Here is an 18,937-nt window from a genome sequence, read left to right as displayed (position 1 = left end):
AGCCCATTTTCATGGGCTCTCAGCTTCCCTGTTCCGCTTCTGGATTTCGTATTCCTCCAGCCTTGAAATCCGCTCCAGCATGGTGGGATGCCCATATCGGAATATTTTCACGAGCAAAGGCGGATTGACCTGGCTTAAGCCGGCCTGCGAAAGTTCCTGGAACGATGTGATGGCGGCTTCAGGGTGATCGGTCATTTCTATCGCATAGCGGTCCGCCCTTGTCTCCTGATATCTGGATACGAAATTGGATAATGGGCTGGCGGCAAAGGCCAGCATTGAAATGATCATTAGAAATAAGGGCAATGAACGAATGTCCCCGATATCGCCAACTTTCAAATCCTTACCATACCCTTGAATTGCCCAGTTCATCACCCTCGCAGTAAGATACAGTCCCACAAGCGACAGGAGCAGGTAGCCAGCAATGCCAATATATAAATGCTTCTCAACGTAATGGGCCATTTCATGGGCCATGATGAACAGGATCTGGTCGTCGTTCAGCCTATTAAGCGTTGTGTCCCAGAGAACGATTCGGGAGTTGGTCCCAATTCCCGTTACATACGCATTCAGAGCATTGGTTTTTTCCGCCATATTGACTTCAAAGACATGCTCCGCCGGAATGTCCGCCCTGCTGGCAAGCTCAAGAATCTTGCCTTCAAGTTCCTTGTTTTTTAACGGGTAAAAATCATTATAAAGCGGGTCGATCACTACGGGCTGGAGAAACATGATGAACAAAGTGAACGGAATGGAAAGCAGCCAGGCGAACAGCCACCAAAATTTCCTGCTTTTATTAATCAGCCAATATAATACAAAGACGATGACAAGCATCATTCCATAACTGACCCAAAAGTCGATTAGTTCATCCTTCATCCAGGACGGAAAACTCTGCGTTGAGATATTATACGTCCTGGAAAGATTATAGCTCAGATAGCTTAATGGGAATGTCAGCAAAAACGTGAAAAAGGATAGCCAGATTACATAAATCGCAGCCTGGCCGAATTTGTTCTTTGTTGTTTCCTGCCCCCATTTTTTGAACGCCCTGGAAAGGCCCAGGAGCAAAATCAGCAAATAAATCAGCCACTCCAATGGAGCGGAGAGGAAAAACATCAAATTGCGGATCTTCGAATATTCTTCGCTTAGCATCAGTTCCCGTGCATTCATAAAGGTAGCAGGGTCTGCCCTCGAACCTTGATATTCAAATGGCAAACTTGTATCGGCGAAATAAAATAGATACCCGTAAACAAGAAAGCCATAAACCACATAGGCAAGCATCGCATAAAAGCCAATCTTTCTTGCCACAGCTATTCCCCCTTTTCGTACGACCCTATATGACTAGTTTAAGCGGATAAGCCCAAAATAGAACAAGAAAGACAGCTTTTCTAATTTTGTCCCTATTGCCAAAAAGGCATCAAGAATATAATTCCCGATGCCTTTTCATTTTGGATTTACTAGAAGAAAAACGAGTAGACGCTAAGGACGGCAATGGAGCCAATCACCACGACAATCACATTGGCCCCTAAAAAAGCGGCAGCAAATGCCGCGGCAGCACCGACAATACCGTACCATATATCCTCCTGGATATACAGTACTGCGGGAAAAATCAACGCCCCAAGCGTTGCATAGGGAACATTTTTCAGGATTCCCTGGATAAATGGCGGCAGCTCTTTCCCCCTGAACATAATGAATGGCAGCATGCGGGGAATATAGGTTACCAGTCCCATCCCAATAATCATCAGCACAATTTCCTTATTCACGGTCATCTACCTTCTTTCCAGGTTTCATCGCCTCGACGGCTTCCACAATGATGGCCGATAGGAGAGTTGCTGAAACGATGGCCCATCCTGTGGACATCAATCCGGCTAGTGTAAAGACCGTATTAAAAGAGGCAGCAAGCGCAGCCAGATAAACGACCTTGATGCTTTTTTTCATGGAAGGAACAAGCAGGCCGATAAACATCGCGTAAAGAGCAATGGACATGCTTTCCTGCAGTGTCTTCGGCAAACCCGCGCCAATTAAAAACCCGACGCCTGAAAAAACCACCCAGCTCGAGTAGGAGATAAGGGTCAAGCCAAACATATATCCTGTGGAAACAGTGCCCGGCTGTGTGGCGGCAACCGAAAATGTTTCATCCGTAATGCCGAATGAATACAACATCCTTTTCCCGGGCGTATCATCTTCAGCCTTTTCATTCAGGGAGGCCGACATTAAAAAGTGACGGATATTGACGATAAAGGTAGTCAGGACAATTTCAACCATACCTATTCCCTGGGCAAGAAGACTAAGGGATATGTATTGGGCCGCTCCGGCAAACACAAGCAAACTCATCATAAGGGTCTCGCCCAATGTCAAACCGGTCGTTTTGGCAATCAGTCCAAAGGTGAGCGCAATCGGCATATACCCAATGGCAATACTGATGCCCCCCTGCAGGCCCTTTTTAAATTCTGAAACCCGGCCGATGGCCATCACATTTTCCAAAAGGAATCACACCCCTCGTGTTGATTTTGTTAGCATTCTAGTAATGAATATATTAATAAAACGAACAATTAAGCTATATTATACATAGTTCTGCCATATTTTTGAACGGCTGTTTTCTCCTCTTCGGGTAATTTGGGATTTTGGGTGCTGCTTGTCAGTGACTCTTTTTCTTTTGTTCTGTCGATTTTGGGTACTGAGGCTGCCTGTCAGTGACTCTTTTTCTTTTGTTCTGTCGATTTTGGGTACTGAGGATGCCTGTCAGTGACTCTTTTTCTCCTATTCTGCCGATTTCGGGTACTGAGGCTGCCTCTCAGTGACTCTTTTTCTCCTCCTACACCAATTCCGGGAACTGACACGACCTGTCAGTGACTCTTTTTCTCCCACTCTGCCGATTTCGGGTACTGACACGACCTGTCAGTGCCTCTTTTTCTTCCCTCCGACCAATTCCGGGTACTGACACGACCTGTCAGTGACTCTTTTTCTCCCACTCTGTCGATTTCGGGTACTGACACGACCTGTCAGTGCCTCTTTTTCTCCCCTCCGACCAATTTCGGGCACTGACACGACCTCTCAGTGCCTCTTTTTCTCCCACTCTGCCGATTTCGGGTACTGACACGACCTGTCAGTGACTCTTTTTCTCCCCTCCGACCAATTCCGGGTACTGACACGACCTGTCAGTGACTCTTTTTCTCCCACTCTGCCGATTTCGGGTACTGACACGACCTGTCAGTGCCTCTTTTTCTCCCCTCCGACCAATTTCGGGCACTGACACGACCTCTCAGTGCCTCTTTTTCTCCCACTCTGCCGATTTCGGGTACTGACACGACCTGTCAGTGACTCTTTTTTCGGGCACTGACACGTGACACGACCTCTCAGTGTTTCCAATCCACCCTCTCCTAAAAAGCCCCTTTTTTCACAAAGGAAAAGCACATGGATCACCATGTGCCTTTGTCTCTAAATCAGTACAGCGCGGTCGCTGTTCATCTTCTCCCCGCGAATCCGCTGGAATTCGTTCAGGAGCTTATCAACCGTCAATACTTTTTTCTCTTTTGGCTGTGCTTCAAATATAATCTGGCCCTGGTCCATCATGATCAGCCTGTTGCCCAGCTCAAGCGCCTGCTGCATATTATGGGTGACCATCAAGGTTGTCAGCTGGTACTGGCTGACAATCTCCTTGGTCAGCTGGGTGACCAGCTCTGCCCTTGATGGATCGAGGGCCGCCGTATGCTCATCCAGCAACAGGATTTTAGGCTCTGTAAAAGTTGCCATTAAGAGGGACAGTGCCTGCCTCTCCCCTCCTGACAGCAAGCCCACTTTTGCTTCTAGGCGATTTTCCAGTCCAAGGTGAAGGCTTTCAAGCTTTTCCTTAAAAAACTCGCGCCGCTTGCGGTTGACTCCCAACCCCAGACCTCGGGGTTTCATCCGGGAATAGGCGATTGCAAGGTTTTCCTCAATCGTCATTGACGGGGCGGTGCCGGCCATCGGGTCCTGGAATACCCGGCCAACATAAGCGGCCCGCTTATGTTCAGCCATTTCGGTAACTTCCTTTCCGTTGATCAGCACATTTCCAACGTCAGGAGAAAGCTTTCCAGATATGACGCTCATCAGCGTCGATTTCCCGGCACCGTTGCTTCCGATCACGGTAACAAAGTCTCCAGGAGCCAGCTGAAGGTTTACATGGTTGATGGCCACTTTTTCATCTGCTGTTCCTTCGTTAAACACTTTATAAATCTGATTCAACTGCAGCAAGGTTCTGCCCCCTTCCGCCGGTTTCACTGTTGAGGTTTTGCTCCTGCATGGCTTTTAGGCGTTTCCGCTTGCGCTGCTTTTCCTTTTGCCTGTCGATGGCTTTTGGGAGGACCAGTGCACCCACGACAATCAATGCGGTAATCAATTTCATATCGCCTGTTTCAAGGAATTCGACCCTTAAAGCCATAGTAACGATAATCCGGTAGAGAATGGCACCGCCAATTACTGCTGCGGTAGCTCTGACGATATTTTTTGCCCCAAATACAGCTTCGCCAATAATGACGGACGCCAGACCGATTACAATCATCCCGATGCCCATCCCTACATCGCTGAAACCGTTGTACTGGGCAATCAATGCCCCGGAAAAAGCCACAAGAGCATTTGAAAGACCCAAACCGAAAATTTTGTAAAAATCGGTGTCCACCGAAAAGCTGCGCACCATTGTTTCGTTATCCCCGGTTGCCCTAATCGCAAGGCCAAACTCTGTCTTCAGGAACCAGTCCATTACTGCCTTAACAGCGAAGGCCAGCAGGACCATGAAAAATAGGATGGCCCAGGTCTTTGGTATAAAACCAATCGAAGAGAGAGCCTCGTCAATTCCAAGTCCCTTCCAGAAATTCGAGAGTTTCGTCATCACCGTTTCCTCAGCAAGCAACGGGACATTGGATTTCCCCATGATTCGAAGGTTGATTGAATATAAGGCAATCATCATAAGAATTCCGGACAAGAGGGGATTGATTTTCCCTTTCGTATGCAAAAGTCCCGTAATGCACCCTGCGAGGAAGCCCGCCACGATGGCAGCTGCTGTTGCAAGAAACGGATTGGCTCCTCCTACTATTAATATCGCTGCAACCGCACCGCCAGTAACAAAGCTTCCATCGACGGTCAGGTCAGGAAAATCCAGGATCCTAAATGACAGGTACACTCCCAAAGCCATAAGTGCGTAAATGGCGCCAGCTTCAAGCGACCCAAAAATAGCTGTAGGCATCATCAACTTCCTTTCTTTGATGCTTCTTTCCCTGTCCGGTTGGGATACTTCTGGCTGAATTCAGACAGGGAAGGTCATCATCACTTATTCAAGGTATTCAGCCTGGCTGTCCCACTCGCTTTTTATTTCAACGTTCATTTCTTCAGCTGCCTTTTTATTAATAACCAGCTTCAGGTTCTGCGGATATTGTACCGGCAATTCGGAAGGCGTTTTTTCGCCGTCAAGGATTTGGGCCGCCATGAGTCCGGCTTCGTAGCCGATATCCTTATAGTCGAAACCGTAAGCGGCAAACCCGCCTTTCGCCACGGAATCCAATTCACCAACAAACAGCGGGAGGTCATTGTCATTAGCGACCATAATGACGGATTCCAGGCCGGATACGACTGTATTATCGGTGATGATGTAAATCATGTCCACCTTGCCGACCAGGGATTCTGCTGCCTGTTTTACTTCGGCTGTAGTCGAAACTGTGGCTTCAACAAATTTGAGGTCAGTACCTTCTCCAGCCTTTTTTACGAGGTCGATCTGGGCTATCGAATTCTGCTCGCCGGAATTGTAGATCAGGCCGACTTTGCTGCCTTCAAACTGTTCATCCATAAACTTCACCGTATTCGGAATTGCTTCCGGATGGGTATCGGTTGTACCAGTTACATTTCCTTCAGTGTTTTCCATCGATTTTACAAGGCCGGCCCCCAGCGGGTCAGTAACGGATGTAAAAACGATTGGAATATCTTTTGTCGCGTTAAGCGCGCTCAGGGCACTTGGCGTAGAGTTCGCAAAGATCAAATCCACCTTGTCGCCGACAAAGTTATTGGCAATTGATGCGTTGTTGTTGGCATCTCCCTGCGCATTTTGGACATCGTATTCAACTTCAAGACCCTTTTCCTCCAATGCCTGCTTGAACCCTTCGAATGCCGCATCAAGGGATGGATGTTCAGCGATTTGGGTTACCCCGACTTTAAAGGTTTTGCTGCCTTCCTTTTCAGCTTCCGTTCCCTGGCTGCTTCCGGCCTCATCACTGCCGCAGCCTGCGAGCAACAAGGCTCCCGCAATCCCTGCTGCCGCCATTACTTTCATTTTTTTCAGCATAGTATTTTTCCCCCTATTTATCTTTTACTTCAACGCTTTTATGCTTTTATTTGTTAAACTATTATAATATTATTTCAATTTAGTTATCAAGTGAATTTTCATTAATTTTTAGAAAATTGGAACTCGTCCTGTAAATGCCTGGCAGATGAAAAGATTCCCTTGCGTTTCTTTACAAAAAAAAGCCCAGCATATAGGATGTGATTCAAGCATCCTTCTTCAGGGCTCCAGATTACATTATTTGGTTTGCAATAACTGGTCTTTGAGGGAACGTCGCAGGATTTTCCCTGTTGTATTTTTAGGTAGCTCTTCAAGGAAGTCTATCGAGCTTGGAACTTTATATTTTGCCAGGTGTTCCTTGCAGAATTCGATCAATTCTTCCTCACGCAATTCGGGTTTTTTGCTGACGACGAAAGCGCGTACAGCTTCTCCGAAGTTGGGGTCAGGGACACCGACTACAGCGACCTCAACGATATCTTCGTGGCTGTAAAGTACTTCTTCCACCTCACGAGGGTACACATTATAGCCGCCAACCAGGACAAGGTCCTTTTTGCGGTCGACAATATAGAAGTAACCTTCTTCGTCCACTCTCGCAAGGTCCCCTGTATAAAGCCAGCCATTCTTAATGGCAGCGGCTGTTTCTTCAGGCATTTTATAATAGCCTTTCATTACATTTGGACCTTTTACAATCAGTTCTCCCACCTGGTCCGCCGGAACTTCCTCTCCTAATTCATTGACCACTTTATTTTTCACATTGACAATCGACATGCCAATCGAGCCAGCCTTGCGCGGACGGTCCAGCGGGTTGAAGCATGTAACCGGGGAGGCCTCGGACAATCCATACCCCTCCGAAACCCTGACATTGAATTTCCTTTCAAAGTTCTCCAAAAGCGCAACAGGCATGGAAGCTCCTCCTGATATGCACAGGCGCAGGGATTGAAGGTCTTCTGCCCTTCCTTCAGGATACTGCAGAAGGAAGTTATACATGGTTGGCACACCGGCAAATACAGTGGCCTGAAAGTCCCTGGCTATCTGGAAAATCTCCCCTGGTGAAAACCTTGGCACAATCAGGAGTGTTCCGCCATTCATCAATGGAGCATTGAGGGCAACAGTCAGGCAGAATACATGGAACATCGGCAATGTCGTAATGACACGGTCCTCCTTCGCAATCCGCAAGTAATCGCTTACATCTATCGCGTTGCTGTAAAGATTTCCATGCGTAAGCATTGCTCCCTTTGGCTTGCCCGTCGTTCCGGACGTATAAAGGATGACGGCTGTATCGTCCTTATCCAGCTCCGGCCCTTTGAAACTGGCCTCACCGGAAGCAAGTACACTTGTAAACGATTTCATTTTTGATCGTAATGAAAGATTTGAGCCATCTTGATCCACTTCAGGCTGCCCGGACTCACAAATGATATAGTGTGCAATATTCGGCAGTTTTTCATACATTTTCTCAGCCAGCGGCACCATCAAATCAAGCCCGACCACTGCTTTGACATCTCCGTTATGAAGAATATAGCCAATTTCGTCTGCCGTATAGATTGGGTTTACCGGAATGACTGTAGCTCCCAGCCTTAACGCACCATATAAGCTGATGACAAAATGAGGCGAGTTCCCCAAAAGCAGGGCAATATGATCCCCTTTTCTTATTCCCAGCTGCACTAGTCCCGATGCGAATTTTGAGACGGCTGCATCCAGTTCCGCATATGTACTTGTCTGCCCCATAAAGTGATAGGCAGGTTTTTCCCCAAGCTCTAACGCTGTTTCATGCAATCGTGAAGTAATATTCAATTCTCCATCCCCCTTTTCTGGTGAAATATTCACCATATTTTAAAAATTTTATAAATATATTATATTGAAAGAAGTTTATGCATTCAAGAGAAATATCGGGCTTTGCTCATAAAAATAAACACACGGCACCAGGCTTGGCACCGTGTTTTTGTACTAATAGATTAGTTTGATAAAATCTTCCTTGGAAATATTCCCGAAATAATGTTCGGTCCTGACATCTGCCAAAGCTGCCTCCAAACTGGATTTTTCATATTTGACTCCTGTAAGCAGTTCTTCAATCTCCTTGACATCGCCAACCCCGAAAAAGTCACCATAAATCTTGCAATTGGCAATGATGCCTTTATTGACTTCGAATCGGGCATCAATCTGCCCAGCCGGAAAGCGGTGGGAATGCTGCAAATTAAACTTTGGCGACCTGCCATAGTTCCAATCCCAATTTTGGTACCTCTCCTTCGAGAGTTTTTCTATTTCCTCCCAGTCTTTTGGTGTCAAAATGTATTCCGGAACTACATCAGCACCAGCGAAAATATATTTCAGCAACAGGCTTCTGAACTCTTCTATCGTCATGTCTTCAGCCAAAAACTCGGATATGTTGGCAACACGGCTGCGGACAGATTTAATTCCTTTGGACTCAATCTTGTCTTTTTTCACATTCAGAGCTGATACAACATTGTCGATTTCAGAATCGAACATTAAAGTACCATGGCTGAACATTCTTCCTTTCGTTGAAAACTGTGCGTTTCCTGATATCTTTCTTCCTTCAGCCAGAAGATCGTTCCGTCCGCTCAGCTCGGCATTGACGCCAATTTTTTTCAAAGCTTCCACGACAGGTTCGGTGAACTTTCTAAAGTTGTGAAAGCTTTCTCCGTCATCCTTCGTGATAAAACTGAAGTTCAGGTTTCCGAGATCATGATAGACGGCACCTCCTCCTGACAGCCGTCTCACTACGTGAATCCCGTTTTTCTCGACATACTCTGTATTAATTTCTTCTATTGTATTTTGGTTCTTGCCGATGATGATCGAGGGCTCATTGATATAAAACAATAGATAGGTTTCATTAATATCAAGGTTCTTAACGGCATATTCCTCAATCGCCAGGTTTATTCGCGGGTCGGTAATGCCCTTATTATCGATAAATAACATCATGTGTCTCCTTTCTTAAAAGCAGTGTTTTTGAACAGCATATTTTATAGGGGTATCGAGAGGCCTTCCTCTGCGAGGCGGACTTCCCCACTATATTTTTCAGCGGCTTCCTCCGCAAGCTGCTGAAGCCTTCCATAATGGGGCAGGTGTGTCAGCACTAGCTGTTTTACCTGGGCTGCTGCTGCAAGGCTGCCGGCATCAAAGCTGTTCATATGGCCTGCACCCTTGCCATTTTGATTCCCATAGAAATTGCATTCGCATAAAAGCAGGTCGGCATTTTCCGCAAATGGAATGAATTCTTCTTTATAGGAAGTATCGGCGGTATAAACCAATACCTTTCCCCCTGCCTCAATCCGCATTGCAAAGCAAGGGACCGCATGAACAGTCCGGAGGAAACTGATCTTAAAAGGTCCTGCCTCAAGGATTTGCTCCGGATGGTAAGCAACTCCCCTGATCGTTTTTTTATATGTAAGTTTGGCGAATTCTTTCTGGTCGAGGCTGTGTCCGTAAATAGGCAATTCCGGAGGCTTCGTACCAAGGAAGCCTTGGATCAGCCTTGCATGGTAAAGAACCCCGATATCTGCATTGTGGTCCGGATGATAGTGCGACAGCACCACCGCATCAATCTGTTCCGGCTGTATAAAATTCTGCAGCTTTGAAAGCACCCCGCTGCCGCAATCTATAAGCAAATTGAATCCTTCGTGCTCCAAAAGATAACCTGAACTTGCTTCATTCCTCTTCGGGTAGCCTCCCCAGCAGCCGATCACCGTCAGCTTCATGTCCATTCCTCCCTAGTTCATTTTCCACATTCACTATACTCCATTTTGCCCATCTTTTCATTTAATTAAGTTTGTTATAAAACAATGGTTGACACCGCCATCGCTGTTATAATACAATAAAAACAACTTAATAACTGTACCAAAACAATACAAAATTTGGAGGTCTTTAACATGCTTGAAAATGTCGTTGAATTTTTTCGGAATCTTCCAGCAAAGCAATGCACAGAATGCGGCGAGAAAATGAGCGAGCAGCACGAATGCTACGGTAGCAAATGCGACAACTGCATGGATCCCGGAAAATATTAAACTATAACTCTTCGTCCGCTATTATCTGAAATTTCACACTTGTGTCACATTCCTTTAAATAGTGCCCATGGAAAAGCCAGCTGCATTCGCAGCTGGCTTCTTTTTTATCTGAATGCTATCGTTTTAAAAAATCCAATACCTGTTGTACAGCGTTTTCCCCTTGGTCGATACAGTCGGGAATGCCCAGGCCTTCATAGGAACTGCCAGCGACATATACTCCCGGAAGCTGCGTTCGCAGCCCTGAATTCAACTCTTCGACCCTTTGTTTATGCCCCACCAGATATTGCGGCATAGCTTCTTTCCAGCGGCTGATTACAGAAAACTCTGGCTCAGCCATTATATTCATCGTCTTGTTCAAATCCTCAAGAACAATTTTCACAAGATCCGCATCTGTCTGTTCAACAATTCCTTCATCCCCAGGTCTGCCCACATAACAGCGGAGCAGGACCTTTCCCTCTGGAGTGGAATGAGGCCATTTTTTATGTGTCCAGGTACAAGCGGTTATTCGATGGTCACTGTTGCGTGAGACGACAAATCCCGTACCATCGATATCCTGTTTGATTGCTTCCGCCGGGAACGCCAGCGATACCGTTGCAACCGAGGTGGACGGCATATTCTTGAATCCGTCAAAGAGGGACTCGTACTCCGAAAACATGTGCAAAGCCGCCTCATGGGGTGCAGTCACCAAAACGCAATCTGCATTCCATTGCTCTCCGTTGCTGAGACGCAGGGAATAGCTTCCGCCTTCCTTCATTACCTTGTCCACCCTTGTGCTTTTAAGGACAGACCCTGGTTCAAGCTGGGCCTCTATTGCGTCAGCAAAAGACTCCAATCCAGTCGAAACTGTAAGGAAGATCCCTTTTTTCTTAGCAGATACCGGTTCAGAAGGCTTCTTTGCCTTAGGGGCAGTTTTTCTCATCCCACGCACCAGGCTGCCATATTTCTGTTCCACTTGGTAAAACTGCGGAAAGGTTGCCATCAGGCTCATTTGGTCGATATCGCCTGCATAGATACCCGATAATAAAGGTTCAACCAGATTTTCAACTACTTCATCTCCAAGCCTGCGGCGGAAGAAAGTCCCCAATGGCTGGTCTGCCTGTGCCTCGGAAGGCGGCAGAAAAAAGTCGGCCGCTGCCCTGACTTTTCCAGGCCATGAGAATAACCCAGTTGTGACAAACGGGCCGATTTCGGTCGGAATTCCCATCACGGAGCCCCCTGGCATGGGATGCAGCTGTTCCCTGACCAGGACATAGGACTTGCCTGCCGAATTGTTGACAAGCTTGTCCCCGAGTCCCACTTCCCTTGCAAGCCTGGCAGCGCTTTGCTTTCGTTCCAAGAAGGAGTCGGGGCCCCGTTCAATAGTGAAGCCATCCTTTGTTACAGTTTGCATCTTCCCGCCAACCCGGCTTGATGCTTCCACCAATTTTACTTCCAAAGGCAGCTGATGCTCACGGGCGTATTTTTGCAGATAATATGCGGCTGTCAACCCAGTGATTCCCCCACCAGCTATGACAACCTTTTTCTTGTCTACTGCCAAGGTTATCGCCTACTTTTCTTCTGTAATAGTCCTCTTTAAGCCAATTTTTTCAGGATTATGGCTGCAAGTGCATCAATGAATTCCTTCTGGGCATTTGGCATTTCCGGCCGGTAATAGGCTGCGCCTACCTCATCGGTGACTACTTTGCATTCATAATCATTGTCGTAAAGAACTTCAAGATGATCTGCTACGAAGCCAGCAGGGACGTATACAAATGCTTTATACCCATGCTCATTGAAAAGGTCTCTTGTAAGGTCCTGTACATCCGGGCACAGCCATGGTTCCGGTGTGTTTCCGGCACTTTGCCAGCCTACAGCAAAGTCTTTGACCCCGGCACCTTCGGCAATAAGTTCCGCCGTCTCCTGCAGCTGTTGCGGATATGGATCGCCGGACTGGAGAATCTTCTCTGGAAGGCTGTGAGCCGATACAATCAGAACAGAATTTTCCCTTTCATCCACAGGCATGGAATCATATGTTTCTTTTACACGCTCTGACCAATATTGAATGAATTTAGGCTCATCATACCAGCTTTCAACGCAGATAATCTCCGGTCCTCCAAGCTTTTCCGCTTCCGCTTTGGCACGGCCATTATAGGATTTCACACTGAAAGTGGAAAAATGCGGCGCGAGAACAATGCTGACTGCCTGTTGAATTCCGTCTTCATGCATTTGCTTAACCGCATCCTCGACAAATGGTTCGATATGCTTTAGGCCCAAATACATTTTAAATTCATATTCACCCTGGATTTCATTCAGGTAGCCAGCCAGCCCCTCCGCCTGCTCCCGGGTGATTTTAGCAAGCGGGGAAATACCGCCAATTGCTTCATAGCGCTGTTTCAGGTCTTCCAGCATCTCGTCGGTTGGCTTTCGGCCATGGCGGATATGAGTATAGTATCTTTCAATATCTTCTTCTTTATATGGAGTGCCGTATGCCATTACAAGCAAACCCATTTTTTTCTTTGCCATTATTGCACCTCTTTTTACAGTCTCAATACTGAAAAGCATGAGCACCTCGATCGGGACGGTAACAGACACAAACACCGGGGGAGAAACCTTTCCCCGGTGCATTGTCTACTATCGCCGAAGCCTGGCGCTAAGCCTGATTCACATTCTATTTTGCCGATGTGCCAAATTAACGGCCCAGTTTGGAAGCGGAATACTCATGGATGAAGCTTGTCAGCCTTTTCAGCGTTTCCGGATTGACGGAAGGAAATACACCATGTCCAAGATTGAAGATATATCCGGGCTGTGCCATTCCCTGGTCCAGGATGGCTTTCGCCCTTTCTTCAATCACTTCCCAAGGAGACAGCAAGATTGCCGGATCAAGGTTGCCCTGCACGGTTTTATGGATGCCCATTTCCCGGGCTTCACTAATTGGCAGGCGCCAGTCCAGGCCGACGACATCGATAGGAAGATCATGCCACTCCCTTGCCAGGTGGCTTGCTCCGACTCCAAACATAATAAGGGGAACATTTTCTTCCTTAAGCTGTGTGAAGATCCGATGCATAACTGGCTTGATATAATAACGGTAATCCTGAACATTCAAGGCACCGACCCATGAATCAAAAATCTGGATGGCCCGTGCTCCGGCCTTAATCTGTGCCTTTACATATGTAACAATCACTTCAGCAAGCTTGTCCATCAACGCAAACCATGCTTTCGGCTCCGAATACATGAAAGCTTTCGTTTTATTGTAATTCTTCGATGGGCCGCCTTCAATCATATAGCTGGCAAGCGTAAACGGTGCGCCGGAGAATCCGATCAGGGGTACGGAAAGCTGTTCCTCTGTGAGAATTTTAATGGTATCAAGCACATACGGAACATCTTGCTCCGGATTAAGTTCCCCCAGCTTTTCCACATCGGCAAGCGAAACGATTGGATTCGATATCACCGGGCCGATTCCGCTCTTTATCTCCACGTCGACCCCAATGGCCGGAAGCGGTGTCATGATATCCTTGTAAAGGATGGCAGCATCAACATTGTACTGTTCAACAGGCAATCTGGTTACATAAGCACAAAGCTCAGGCTGATGCGTAATTTCAAATAAGGAATACTTTTCTTTAATGGCCCGGTATTCCGGCTGCGAACGGCCTGCCTGCCGCATATACCAAACAGGAACATGGTCCGTCCTTTCCCCTCTTGCTGCTTTTAAAAACGTATCATTCATTATTCTGCTCATCCGAGGTGATCCACCTTTCAACTATATCTCTATAATCTGTTATTTTTAAAATTGATAACATGCTTCATTATGCTATTTACACTATATCCTTTTTAACGGTCCTATTCCTAGCAGGAAGGAGCAAATGTCATAAAAATGACGTTTTTCCGGGTGAAGGCCTTTTATGGGCACCGCCTGAAGGGAAGAGTTATAATAGACTTAAAATTTTTACCCAGAGGTGATTAGTTTGAAAATCTATTTAACTTCCGGAACCAGTGAATTTTTAAGAAAGCTCCGTGATAAACATCCAAGCGAAAAAATGCTGCTGATGGGTGATGATGAGTCATCTGTGCTTCTACATGAAACAGAAGGAAATACCGTTTTCAGCAGTCCAAGAAAATACGAAGTGCTTGATTCGGCTGGAAGCTTTAGCAAGGCGGAGTTCATTGTGATGAACAATATTCCCGTTACGGACGAAGGCAGACCGGTGTTTGAGTACCGGTTTAAAAATCGCCAGGGAAAAATTGAAAACCAGCCTGGCTTTGCTGCCCTTAAAGTCCTTCGTCCCCTTTCTTCCAACACTTATGTAATATTGACGGCGTGGGAAAACAGGATGGCATTTGAACGGTGGAAAGAATCGGATTCCTTCCAAAATGCCCATCAAAAGCCTGGCGGGAACTCAGGGGCACACCCTCAGACCATTTTTTCAGGTGCCTCCTATATCACCACGTATAGTATAGCCGAAGAAGAATAGGTATTCAAAGGAGAGGCCGTGCAGGTCCTCCTTTATTCATTTTTCCGGTTCTGGACTTTAATTCTCCTGCTATGGAACCCACTTTCAAAAGCGTACATATTCTGTAATACCTTCATTCAGGCCATCCGCCTAATGTCGGAATTACGAAAAAAAGGAAGGATACCATGGCCGTAGAGTTAACTGCTCTTCATTGGATTTATGTTTGTTTCATTTTCCTGATTATAGGATTCATGATTATGAGAAGAGACACTTCAATCGTCTCGATTGTTGGCATTTTTCTGATCGCGATTGTGGCTAAAGGCTCCTTGAGCTCCTCCATTAGTTCCGTATTCAATAGCTTCATTTTCGCGATTACCGAACTCCTCCCTACCATTCTGATCATATCAATCATTGTCGCCATGAGCAAAACCCTCACTGTCTCAGGCATTAATGATGTCATGATTTCTCCTTTCGCAAAACTGATTCGCACTCCCGCCCTTGCCTACTGGGTTATCGGTCTGCTTATGATGGTCATTTCATGGTTTTTCTGGCCGTCTCCTGCTGTTGCCCTTATGGGTGCGGTCTTGCTGCCAGTTGCGCTCCGGGTTGGCCTCCCTGCTCTTGGAGTAGCCATGGCGATGAACCTTTTTGGACATGGAATTGCGCTTTCAGGAGACTTCGTCATCCAGGCCGCACCTAAACTGACTGCAGATGCAGCGGGCCTTCCTGTTGGAGAGGTCGTTCAAGCCAGCATTCCACTCATAATTGTCATGGGAATTGTCACAACTGTCACTGCCTTTTACTTTTTAAAAAGGGATATGAAAAATGGAAGGCTGGTCTCCGGAAATGCTTTGGAAAGCAAGAGCCTGGAGGGCACTGGGACACATGGCTATTTGCTGACATTAAAGCAGAAGAGAGCATTTGCCTTACTGATTCCGGTTTTATTTGCCTCCAATGTTGCAGCAATGTTCACCCTCAATTTAACAGGCGGGGATGCCACCGCTTTGGTAGGAGGCACGGCCATTTTCATCCTCCTCGTCATTGCCCTGGCCTCGCATAAAGGGAAGGGACTTGAGGAAACAACAAGTTACTTAATCGAAGGTTTTCAGTTTGGCTTTAAGGTGTTCGGTCCTGTGATTCCCATTGCAGCTTTCTTTTACCTTGGGGACTCGGGCTTCACAAAAATCATCGGCAATTTCCTGCCTGAAAGCTCAAACGGCATTGTCAATGACCTTGGAATCGCTCTGGCATCTGTCGTGCCGTTAAGCAAAGAAGTAGGAGCTGTAACCTTGACAGCGGTAGGCGCGATAACCGGACTGGATGGTTCCGGTTTCTCCGGCATCTCCCTTGCCGGTTCGGTAGCCGGCATTTTTGCCAGTGCCATCGGAGCGGGAGCAGCTACACTGACGGCATTAGGTCAAATTGCTGCCATTTGGGTGGGAGGAGGCACTCTGGTACCATGGGCTCTTATTCCCGCTGCCGCCATCTGTAATGTCGACCCTTTCGAACTGGCAAGGCGCAATCTGCTGCCAGTCGCCGTCGGGCTGGGTGTAACAACCATAGTCGCCATGTTCCTGATTTAAAGTGGTCTGGCCGATTTTAAAACTTTAGCAAGCCTGGTTTTCTCACCAGGCTTTTTTTGTCTTGTATTTCCTGCTTGATACTGAGGTAAGCAGCAATTCTTTACCTGCATATCGGACGGAAATGTTATAATTGTCTAAATAGTTTTGCCCCCTTGAAAGGAGTGCTCCAATTTGAAAGAAAGTTTATTTGGAAAACTGGACAACTTATATGAAGAAATGGTCGATATCCGCAGGTATCTGCATCAGCATCCCGAATTATCCTTCCAGGAAGTCAATACTGCCGCCTATATCAAATCCTACTATGAGAAACTGGGAATTGAGGTAAGGGGGAATGTCGGCGGAAACGGGGTGGTCGCTAAAATCCATGGAGGAAAACCTGGTAAGACCGTAGCCTTAAGAGCCGATTTTGATGCCCTTCCAATCCAGGACGAAAAAAACGTTCCATACAAATCACAGGTGCCCGGTATCATGCACGCCTGCGGGCATGATGGCCATACCGCCACCCTGCTGGTGCTCGCAAAGGCGCTGAATGAAATGAAGGGAAGCCTGGCAGGTACATACGTTATGATTCATCAGCATGCAGAAGAATATGCTCCAGGAGGGGCAATCGCCATGATTGAGGATGGCTGTCTCGAGGGAGTCGATGTGATTTTCGGGACACATCTTTGGGCCAGCGAGCCTACGGGCACAGTCCAGTATCGAATCGGTCCGATCATGGCAGCGGCCGACAGGTTTGAAATCACCATTCAGGGAAAAGGCGGGCATGGTGCCCAGCCTCATAAAACCAATGATGCGATTGTCACGGCTTCCCAGCTTGTTATAAACCTGCAGCAAATCGTCAGCCGGAGAGTTAATCCAACTGAACCTGCCGTCCTTTCAGTCGGTTCCTTCATGGCCGAGAACGCATTCAATGTCATTGCCGATAAAGCAAAGCTTATCGGGACAGTCCGGACCTTTAGCGAGGAAGCACGGAGTTTTATAGAGGATCAGCTTGAAAAGGTCATTCAAGGTACATGCCTGGCAAATGACTGCACTTATGATTATACCTTTTTCCGCGGATATCCGGCTGTTGTGAACCATGGTCCGGAAACGGAATTCCTGATCGAATCTGTTTCCCAGGTGCCCCAGGTCACTAAGATAGAAGAAAGCGAACTTCAAATGGGAGGCGAAGACTTCGCTTATTATTTACAGCACGTAAAAGGAAGCTTCTTCTTTACCGGTGCCAATCCCAATGGGACAGAAGCAGCCTACCCGCACCATCACCCTAAATTTGATTTTGACGAGAAAGCCATGCTAATAGCCGCCAAAGCACTTGGCACAGCCGCAATCCGTTATCAAAACCGGGACGCCTCAGAGGCCGAGTTTCAGGGAAATCTCGCATAAGGTCTAAATAAAAAAACGCCTCCGGCTACTGAGCAGCCGGGGGCGTTTTAAGGATTCTCAGCCTGCAGGCATTCATGGCGGTTTCACCCAGCTGATCCAGGAGGTTATAATTCGCGTACGCTCCTACCACCGCGCCAATGCCTGGCAGCATTTGGGCCATTTTAACCAAATCGATATAATCCCTGTATTCCTGCTGAAATTCTTTCCAGTCCATCTCCAGAAGACTGTTTTTACAAGCTTCCCATTCACGGATAAGGTCGTAAGTCTCCCTTCGTGTCTCTTCTCCAGAAAACGCAAGCTGGAAAACATATAGCAAAAACAGCCTTTCTTCATACTTCGACGTATCAAAACCATAGATGGATGCTGCCTCAAATAAAAATTTCATTTTTATCGACAACAGTAAAGGGAAATCGGCAAACCCAAGGAGTATCCCCCCTGCCCCGGTGCCGGCTCCCTCTATGGCAGCAGTTTTGCGGTAAGTCTCAAGCTTTTTTCGGAATAATTGGTCCTTCTCCTTCAGCCCTAAGCCTGTTCCCTGCTGCTTCTTAGTTGTCAGCCCTGAACCCGTAAGCGTGGCTTTCACCATATTCTTAATGCTTTCGGTCATAAGCGAATGCACTTTCTCGGGAATCATGCCATTGATCCTCGTTTGCACTTTTTTTGACGCCCTTGTAAGCAGACCCGATTTTTTTCGCATTTTACGCTGCCACTCCATGAGCTCATCATACACCTTCAGCTCATACTCGTTCATTGAATCACCCCTTCTTCTAACTATACGCGCCATCCCGGGCCAGATTCCGGAAGGGACAATTTCAATGGAATTTCGCACGGCTCCGCCGAGGGCGACTGTCAAGTCAGTGACCTTTTTTCCAGCTTGACCGGTTTTTTGGACACTGAGAGCTCCCGTCAGTTACCTTTTTTCCAGCTGGACTGGATTTTTGGGCACTGAGAGCACCTGTCAGTTACCTTTTTTCCAGCTTGACCGGTTTTTTGGGCACTGAGAGCTTCTGTCAGTGACATTTTTTCCGGCTTGACCGGTTTTTTGGACACTGAGAGCTCCCTTCAGTGACCTTTTTTCCAGCTTGACCGGATTTTTGGGCACTGAGAGCACCTGTCAGTTACCTTTTTTCCGGCTGGACCGGTTTTTTGGGCACTGAGAGCTCCCTTCAGTGACCTTTTTCCGGCTGGACCGGATTTTTGGGCACTGAGAGCTTCTGTCAGTGACATTTT

General features: G+C 47.0%; 17 protein-coding genes. 4 read left to right on the top strand and 13 right to left on the bottom strand.

Annotated elements, in window-relative coordinates; translation table 11 throughout:
* Positions 1-9 precede the first annotated feature (9 nt).
* The 9 genes from WQ57_RS19310 to WQ57_RS19270 form a co-directional block, all read right to left on the bottom strand.
* A complete protein-coding gene (locus WQ57_RS19310) occupies positions 10-1,296 on the bottom strand; it encodes a M48 family metallopeptidase (protein WP_046525409.1) in 1,287 nt (428 codons plus the stop codon).
* A gap of 149 nt (positions 1,297-1,445) precedes the next feature.
* Entirely contained in the window at positions 1,446-1,757 is a 312-nt protein-coding gene (locus WQ57_RS19305) for an AzlD domain-containing protein (RefSeq protein ID WP_420912403.1), read from the bottom strand.
* A complete protein-coding gene (locus WQ57_RS19300; protein WP_046525438.1) occupies positions 1,744-2,460 on the bottom strand; it encodes an AzlC family ABC transporter permease in 717 nt (238 codons plus the stop codon). The genes WQ57_RS19305 and WQ57_RS19300 overlap by 14 nt, the downstream gene beginning before the upstream one ends.
* A 966-nt stretch (positions 2,461-3,426) precedes the next feature.
* Positions 3,427-4,221, bottom strand: coding sequence for an ABC transporter ATP-binding protein (locus tag WQ57_RS19295; RefSeq protein ID WP_046525407.1), 795 nt, complete (start codon positions 4,219-4,221; stop codon positions 3,427-3,429).
* Positions 4,196-5,209 carry an ABC transporter permease gene (locus tag WQ57_RS19290; protein ID WP_046525406.1) on the bottom strand — a complete coding sequence of 338 codons (1,014 nt, stop codon included), beginning with the start codon at positions 5,207-5,209 and terminating at the stop codon, positions 4,196-4,198. The genes WQ57_RS19295 and WQ57_RS19290 overlap by 26 nt, the downstream gene beginning before the upstream one ends.
* 84 nt (positions 5,210-5,293) lie before the next feature.
* On the bottom strand, positions 5,294-6,298 hold the full coding sequence (locus WQ57_RS19285; protein ID WP_046525405.1) for an ABC transporter substrate-binding protein: 1,005 nt from the start codon (positions 6,296-6,298) through the stop codon (positions 5,294-5,296).
* A gap of 234 nt (positions 6,299-6,532) precedes the next feature.
* Positions 6,533-8,086 (bottom strand): fatty acid--CoA ligase family protein, encoded by a 1,554-nt coding sequence (locus WQ57_RS19280; RefSeq protein ID WP_046525404.1) that lies wholly within the window; start codon positions 8,084-8,086, stop codon positions 6,533-6,535.
* Between the two features lie 153 nt (positions 8,087-8,239).
* Complete coding sequence (locus WQ57_RS19275; protein WP_046525403.1) at positions 8,240-9,229, bottom strand: lipoate--protein ligase; 990 nt, start codon at positions 9,227-9,229, stop codon at positions 8,240-8,242.
* Between the two features lie 44 nt (positions 9,230-9,273).
* Positions 9,274-10,008 carry an MBL fold metallo-hydrolase gene (locus WQ57_RS19270; protein WP_046525402.1) on the bottom strand — a complete coding sequence of 245 codons (735 nt, stop codon included), beginning with the start codon at positions 10,006-10,008 and terminating at the stop codon, positions 9,274-9,276.
* 171 nt (positions 10,009-10,179) lie between these two features.
* Between WQ57_RS19270 and yhfH the strand changes: the two genes are divergently transcribed.
* Positions 10,180-10,314: a protein YhfH gene (gene yhfH / locus WQ57_RS25985; protein WP_064537391.1), complete on the top strand. Its 135-nt coding sequence runs from the start codon at positions 10,180-10,182 to the stop codon at positions 10,312-10,314.
* Between the two features lie 115 nt (positions 10,315-10,429).
* Here the strand turns inward: yhfH and hemY are convergent, their stop codons facing one another.
* The 3 genes from hemY to hemE form a co-directional block, all read right to left on the bottom strand.
* Complete coding sequence (hemY, locus tag WQ57_RS19265; RefSeq protein ID WP_046525401.1) at positions 10,430-11,851, bottom strand: protoporphyrinogen oxidase; 1,422 nt, start codon at positions 11,849-11,851, stop codon at positions 10,430-10,432.
* 35 nt (positions 11,852-11,886) lie between these two features.
* The gene (gene hemH, locus WQ57_RS19260; protein ID WP_046525400.1) at positions 11,887-12,816 is read right to left on the bottom strand and encodes a ferrochelatase; all 930 of its coding nucleotides are present in this window, start codon (positions 12,814-12,816) and stop codon (positions 11,887-11,889) included.
* Positions 12,817-12,982: 166 nt separating this feature from the next.
* Positions 12,983-14,029, bottom strand: coding sequence for a uroporphyrinogen decarboxylase (gene hemE / locus WQ57_RS19255; protein WP_046525399.1), 1,047 nt, complete (start codon positions 14,027-14,029; stop codon positions 12,983-12,985).
* A gap of 226 nt (positions 14,030-14,255) precedes the next feature.
* Here hemE and WQ57_RS19250 point away from each other — a divergent pair, with 226 nt between their 5' ends.
* The 3 genes from WQ57_RS19250 to WQ57_RS19240 all read left to right on the top strand — a co-directional run bounded on the left by WQ57_RS19250 (position 14,256) and on the right by WQ57_RS19240 (position 17,707).
* Positions 14,256-14,762 (top strand): antibiotic biosynthesis monooxygenase family protein, encoded by a 507-nt coding sequence (locus tag WQ57_RS19250; RefSeq protein WP_046525398.1) that lies wholly within the window; start codon positions 14,256-14,258, stop codon positions 14,760-14,762.
* A gap of 164 nt (positions 14,763-14,926) precedes the next feature.
* Positions 14,927-16,324 (top strand): hypothetical protein, encoded by a 1,398-nt coding sequence (locus WQ57_RS19245; RefSeq protein ID WP_046525397.1) that lies wholly within the window; start codon positions 14,927-14,929, stop codon positions 16,322-16,324.
* Positions 16,325-16,495: 171 nt separating this feature from the next.
* A complete protein-coding gene (locus WQ57_RS19240) occupies positions 16,496-17,707 on the top strand; it encodes a M20 family metallopeptidase (RefSeq protein WP_046525396.1) in 1,212 nt (403 codons plus the stop codon).
* A 25-nt stretch (positions 17,708-17,732) separates the two neighbouring features.
* On the opposite strand, the gene WQ57_RS19235 is transcribed toward WQ57_RS19240, so the two are convergent.
* Entirely contained in the window at positions 17,733-18,458 is a 726-nt protein-coding gene (locus tag WQ57_RS19235) for an EcsC family protein (RefSeq protein ID WP_046525395.1), read from the bottom strand.
* Positions 18,459-18,937 lie beyond the last annotated feature (479 nt).

Origin of the sequence: Mesobacillus campisalis, assembly GCF_000986785.1 — a bacterium.
GTDB classification, from domain to species: Bacteria; Bacillota; Bacilli; order Bacillales; family Cytobacillaceae; genus Mesobacillus_B; species Mesobacillus_B campisalis.
Note: the sequence above shows the minus strand (reverse complement) of the source record. Positions and strands in the feature narration are given on the sequence as shown.

What these genes read in the sequence shown, in the direction of transcription:
- WQ57_RS19305 (WP_420912403.1), bottom strand. Translation starts at nt 1,757, where the DNA reads ATGACCGTGAATAAGGAAATTGTGCTGATGATTATTGGGATGGGACTG.
- WQ57_RS19300 (WP_046525438.1), bottom strand. Translation starts at nt 2,460, where the DNA reads ATGGCCATCGGCCGGGTTTCAGAATTTAAAAAGGGCCTGCAGGGGGGC.
- WQ57_RS19290 (WP_046525406.1), bottom strand. Translation starts at nt 5,209, where the DNA reads ATGCCTACAGCTATTTTTGGGTCGCTTGAAGCTGGCGCCATTTACGCA.
- WQ57_RS19285 (WP_046525405.1), bottom strand. Translation starts at nt 6,298, where the DNA reads ATGCTGAAAAAAATGAAAGTAATGGCGGCAGCAGGGATTGCGGGAGCC.
- WQ57_RS19275 (WP_046525403.1), bottom strand. Translation starts at nt 9,229, where the DNA reads ATGTTATTTATCGATAATAAGGGCATTACCGACCCGCGAATAAACCTG.
- WQ57_RS19270 (WP_046525402.1), bottom strand. Translation starts at nt 10,008, where the DNA reads ATGAAGCTGACGGTGATCGGCTGCTGGGGAGGCTACCCGAAGAGGAAT.
- yhfH (WP_064537391.1), top strand. Translation starts at nt 10,180, where the DNA reads ATGCTTGAAAATGTCGTTGAATTTTTTCGGAATCTTCCAGCAAAGCAA.
- hemH (WP_046525400.1), bottom strand. Translation starts at nt 12,816, where the DNA reads ATGGCAAAGAAAAAAATGGGTTTGCTTGTAATGGCATACGGCACTCCA.
- hemE (WP_046525399.1), bottom strand. Translation starts at nt 14,029, where the DNA reads ATGAGCAGAATAATGAATGATACGTTTTTAAAAGCAGCAAGAGGGGAA.
- WQ57_RS19245 (WP_046525397.1), top strand. Translation starts at nt 14,927, where the DNA reads ATGGCCGTAGAGTTAACTGCTCTTCATTGGATTTATGTTTGTTTCATT.
- WQ57_RS19235 (WP_046525395.1), bottom strand. Translation starts at nt 18,458, where the DNA reads ATGAACGAGTATGAGCTGAAGGTGTATGATGAGCTCATGGAGTGGCAG.